Origin of the sequence: uncultured Limnohabitans sp. (genome assembly GCF_937889215.1) — a bacterium.
GTDB lineage: Bacteria > Pseudomonadota > Gammaproteobacteria > Burkholderiales > Burkholderiaceae_C > Limnohabitans_A.
Genome location: NZ_CALBEX010000195.1, coordinates 1 through 4,510, shown reverse-complemented (window position 1 = coordinate 4,510; position 4,510 = coordinate 1). Strand labels below are relative to the sequence as shown.

Here is a 4,510-nt window from a genome sequence, read left to right as displayed (position 1 = left end):
AGTAGTGCCCCATCAGCTTGTTGAGCATGCATTTCTCCTGAACAGCCATTAATGTACGAACTGGTTAGTTTTTTAAATATACGCGTTTACCCTGATTCAAGATCGCCAAGGCGGTCTATCAGTTATGCCTCAATTCAATAGGCCACGAAGCGCTGGATCATGTCCACCACATGCTCACGCTTGAGCGTCTGGGCTTTTTCAGCGCTGGCCTTGTCCTGAAAAATCACCCCAAAGGTGTGGCGGTTGGACACGTTGAAAAACGTGAAGGCCGAAATGGCCGAGTGGATGTCGACCGGCGTCAGCCCGGGCCGAAACACCTCTTGCGCCAAGCCCCTTTCGTAAAGGCTGCGCACCGATTCGATGGCCTGGCTGTTGAGCTGCTGGATACTTTGACTTTGGCGCAAATAATCGCCGCGCTGGATGTTCTCGTTCATCACCAGGCGGATGAAGTCTTCGTTGTCGCGGTGGTGGTCATACGTGAATTCCACCAACTTTTGCAGCGCTTGCATGGGGGGCAAATCGTCCAGGTTCAAGCCGGCCTCAATGGCCCGCATGCGCCGGTACGCCTCCTCCAGCACCGCCAAGTACAGCCCATCTTTGCTGCCGAAGTAGTAATAGATCATGCGCTTGCTGGTGCGCGTGGCCGCCGCAATCGCGTCAATGCGTGCGCCGCTCAGGCCCTTGTCGGCAAACTCGTGGGTGGCCACCTTGAGGATTTCGGCCATGGTGCGCGCCGGGTCGTTGGTGCGCCCGGTTTCCTTGGCGCTGCCTTCGGTGGTTCCGGTGTCGGCTTCGTTTGCCGCCGTGGCTTGAGGCGCGGGCATTTCTGGGGCTTTCATCGGTGTTTATGTACCAGTTGGTTCATTCGGCCAAGTATAGGTCGGCTGATCGCTCGCCAGGCAGCACACCACCGCAAAACGCCACACCAGCGGTCAAGCCTGAGACTGCGCCCGTGGCAAACGACCGTTATATTGGCCAGCTCAGCCACCTCTTACAGAAAGCACACATGACCCACATCGGCATGATCGGCATTGGCATGATGGGCCACGGCATCGCGAGCAATTTGCTCAAGCATGGCCACCACCTCACCGTCCTGGAACACGCGGGCAACCAACCGCTGGACACGCTGCTGGCGGCGGGTGCGCACACCTGCGCCACACCCCAGGCCCTCGCGGCGCAATCGGACGTGGTCATTTTGTGCGTCACCGGCACGCCGCAGGTCGAGGCGGTGCTGCTGGGAGACGACGGCGTCCTGAAAGGCCTGCGGCCGGGCACCATCGTCATCGACTGCTCCACGGCCGTGCCTACCTCCACTGAAAAAGTCGCGGCCTTGGTCATCGCCCAAGGCGGGCGGTTTTTAGATTCGCCCATGACGCGCACCCCCAAAGAAGCGGCCGAGGGCCGGCTGAACTTGCTGGTGGGCGGTGACGCGGCACTGTTCGAAACCTGCAAACCCATCCTGGCCTGCTTTGCAGAAAACATCGTGCACACCGGGCCGATTGGCTCAGGCCACCGCATGAAGCTTTTGCACAACTACGTGTCGCTGGGCACCGTGACGCTGCTGGCCGAGGCCGCGGCTTGCGCCCAGCGCGCCGGCGTGGATGCCCACACCTTTGTCGAAGTGCTCAGCAAGGGAGGCGGCTTTGGCGCGGCGCTCGACCGCCTGAAACCCACGCTGCTGTCGGGCGACACCTCGGGCCTGCGCTTTTCCATGAGCAACGCACTCAAGGACCTGAGCTACTACAACCAAATGGCCATCGACACGCAGGCCGACCACACGGTGGCACAGGCCGTCAAAAACACGCTGGAAGCCGCCTGCCAAGAAGGCAACCCGAACGCGCTGGTGCCCGAGTTGGTGGCGTTGCTGGCCAAACGCTGATGGGTCGCTGCGCAAGCGCATGGCTGTCGTAACTGAAGGAGCGACCTACGGAAAAAGATCGGCCAGCATGAGACACCACATGGGCATCCATCTTTGGACAGGTCGGCACCTTCAGGTCAGGCATTTTTAGGCTTGCAGCCTCTTCGTAGGTCGGTGCCTTCAGGTCCGACAATCCTGGCATTTCAGCATGGCGCTTTGAGCAGTTGCGGATCCTCAATCTGCCCCAAGCCTCTGCGTCTTGCGCATGGTGATCACCCCGAACGGGCAGCGACGCTCGCACTGGCTGCAGCCGGTACAACGCTCGGTGTCAATGTGCGGCAGCAGCATGGCCCCAGCATCCAAGCCGCATCACACCAGCGGCACCGTCAGCTTGGCAATCACCGCCGCCGTATCGGGCCGCACCCCGCGCCACCATGCAAAGGCCTCGGCCGCCTGCTCAGCCAGCATGCCCACACCATCGGCCAGATGCGTGACGCCCGCTTGCTGCGCCAGCTGCAAAAACGGCGTGAGGCCTTTGCCGTAGGTCAGGTCATAGGCCAGGCAGCCGGGTGCAAACACGCTGGCGGGCAATGGCGGCAACTCGGCCGTGAGGCTGGACGAGCTGGCGTTGAGCACCACGTCAAACGCCTGTCCCTGCAAGTCGGCATAGCCCAGCCCCTGCACCGGCACCTTGCCCGTCTGGTGCTGCTGCGCCAACGCCGCCAACTCCTGCGCCTTGACCACCGTGCGGTTGACGATCACCAGCTCGGCAGGTTGCTCGGCCAACAGCGGCAGCAAGGCCCCGCGTGTGGCGCCCCCCGCGCCCAAAATCAACACGCGCCGCCCTTGCAGCGGACAGCCGAGGTTGTGCAACACATCGCGCACCAGGCCCACGCCGTCAAAGTTTTCGGCATACACCTTGTCACCCTCGAACTTCATCGCATTCACCGCCCCCGCCATCTGCGCGCTGGGGGCCAGGTCGGTGGCGTAGGCAAAAGCGTCGAGCTTGAAAGGCGCAGTCACGTTCATGCCCCGCCCGCCCGAAGCCCGAAACGCGTCCACCGTGGCAGCAAATTCGCCCAAGGAGCCCAGCAACTTGCCGTAGTCGATGTCTTGCCCCGTGACCTGCGCAAAAGCGCTGTGGATCAAGGGTGATTTGCTTTGCACAATGGGGTTGCCGATCACGGCGTAGCGGTCTGTCATGGGGAAATTCCGGAGTAATTTTCATTGCAAGGGAGTCGATCTTAGCCGCCCAGACAAGGCCCTGCCCCACGTCAGCTGGCCGACTCACAACACCAGCGCACGCAAACTGAGCAGGGGCAAAGGCGGGGTTTCCGAATGTGCCAAACGGTGGCAATTGGCGCACAGCACCGCCACATCGTCCAAGCTCGTCAGGCGCTCGCCTTCTGACACAGGTTGGAGATGATGAACATCGAGCTGGCTGTCCACCTTGGGCTTGAATCCGCAGGCCATGCAGGCCTTGCCATGATGGGCCAAGGCTTTTTTGCGCACCGACGGATCGCGCTCGTAACGGGTCAGCGTCACTTCCAGCGCCCGCCCTTCGGCAAAGGTCTTGCGCCCCTGCCAAGCCGTGGCAAAACGGCGAGGCACAAAAGCCGCAATGTGCACAAAGCGCCCGTCCAGAATGTGGATGGTGCATTGCGCATCGGGCGTGCGCAGGCCCCGGCCGATCACCTGACGCATGCGGCGCACCGCTGTGTTGCGCGTATCCAGAAAACGGCTTTCTGTCTTGCCGTCCAACACCACTGGCGCTTCGTAGGGGATTCGGGGAATCACAATCGACCGCCAACGCGAAGGCGTGTCCAGCCCGGCCCATGCGCCAGCGGCGATCAATACAGCAGCGCCTGGCGAGCCTGCCATTCGGCTGGCCGCCTGCCCGGCGGTTTCGTCACTTTGGCGCACCGTGGCAAAAGGCAAAGTCTCGCCCAAGCGCTGCGCCAGCGCGTGGCTAGGCGTGACCACCAGCACAGGCCCCAGCAACGCGGCGTCGCGCACGGTCTGCACCGTGCGGGTCCACCAGGGCTCGCTGTCCACGACCAAATCGGCCACTTCAAACTGCAAGTGCCCACGCTGCTCGGCAGTCAATGTCCATGTCGTGCATGGCCCGCAGGTTGGCCACAAAACCCACGCGCCCGACATGCCACGACTCCAAATGCGCGGCACTGGCGTGCCAGACGCCTTGGGTGCGCTGCAGGGGCAAGTCGTTGTGCGCCTGCTCCAAGTCGCCTGTGGCCTCGAACTTCAGGGCGGCCAGCAGTCCGTCGAGCGTCATGTAGCCGCCCTGTTACGCGACCAAAGGGCTGGCCAGCGTCAGCGTGATCTTGAAAGCATCCAAAGGAAATCCTCGCCCGAATTAAATGAAACATTTATGATTTATAAGAAGGCTTATAAATGTATCTGATGATTCACATTCAACGCTTGAAACCCATACCCATCACTACAATAAAATACGCTAATCGCGTACACTCAACATGCTCACTGTCATCGAAACCCCGATATTTCAGCGCATGGTGGTGGACGTCTTGCCCGACACCGAGCGGAACTTGCTGATCGCATGGATCGCTGGCAACCCCTTGGCAGGGGACGTCATTGCGGGCGTTGGCGGTCTGCGCAAAGTGCGTTGGCAGCGCC

6 protein-coding genes are annotated in these 4,510 nt (G+C 61.4%); 1 reads left to right on the top strand and 5 read right to left on the bottom strand.

Going from position 1 to position 4,510, the window contains the following annotated elements:
- Window positions 1-134: 134 nt before the first annotated feature.
- The gene (locus Q0341_RS05050; RefSeq protein ID WP_299510981.1) at window positions 135-839 is read right to left on the bottom strand and encodes a TetR/AcrR family transcriptional regulator; all 705 of its coding nucleotides are present in this window, start codon (window positions 837-839) and stop codon (window positions 135-137) included.
- 8 nt (window positions 840-847) lie between these two features.
- Here Q0341_RS05050 and Q0341_RS05045 point away from each other — a divergent pair, with 8 nt between their 5' ends.
- Complete coding sequence (locus Q0341_RS05045; RefSeq protein WP_299510980.1) at window positions 848-1,879, top strand: NAD(P)-dependent oxidoreductase; 1,032 nt, start codon at window positions 848-850, stop codon at window positions 1,877-1,879.
- Window positions 1,880-2,092: 213 nt separating this feature from the next.
- Here Q0341_RS05045 and Q0341_RS15230 read toward each other — a convergent pair whose 3' ends face one another.
- The 4 genes from Q0341_RS15230 to Q0341_RS05030 form a co-directional block, all read right to left on the bottom strand.
- Window positions 2,093-2,206: a 4Fe-4S binding protein gene (locus Q0341_RS15230; protein ID WP_366522671.1), complete on the bottom strand. Its 114-nt coding sequence runs from the start codon at window positions 2,204-2,206 to the stop codon at window positions 2,093-2,095.
- 21 nt (window positions 2,207-2,227) lie between these two features.
- Complete coding sequence (aroE, locus tag Q0341_RS05040) at window positions 2,228-3,061, bottom strand: shikimate dehydrogenase (protein ID WP_299510979.1); 834 nt, start codon at window positions 3,059-3,061, stop codon at window positions 2,228-2,230.
- A gap of 84 nt (window positions 3,062-3,145) precedes the next feature.
- The gene (locus tag Q0341_RS05035) at window positions 3,146-3,940 is read right to left on the bottom strand and encodes an HNH endonuclease (protein ID WP_299510978.1); all 795 of its coding nucleotides are present in this window, start codon (window positions 3,938-3,940) and stop codon (window positions 3,146-3,148) included.
- Window positions 3,930-4,151 carry a hypothetical protein gene (locus Q0341_RS05030; protein ID WP_299510976.1) on the bottom strand — a complete coding sequence of 74 codons (222 nt, stop codon included), beginning with the start codon at window positions 4,149-4,151 and terminating at the stop codon, window positions 3,930-3,932. Before Q0341_RS05030 ends, Q0341_RS05035 begins: the two co-directional genes overlap by 11 nt.
- Between the last annotated feature and the right edge of the window lie 359 nt (window positions 4,152-4,510).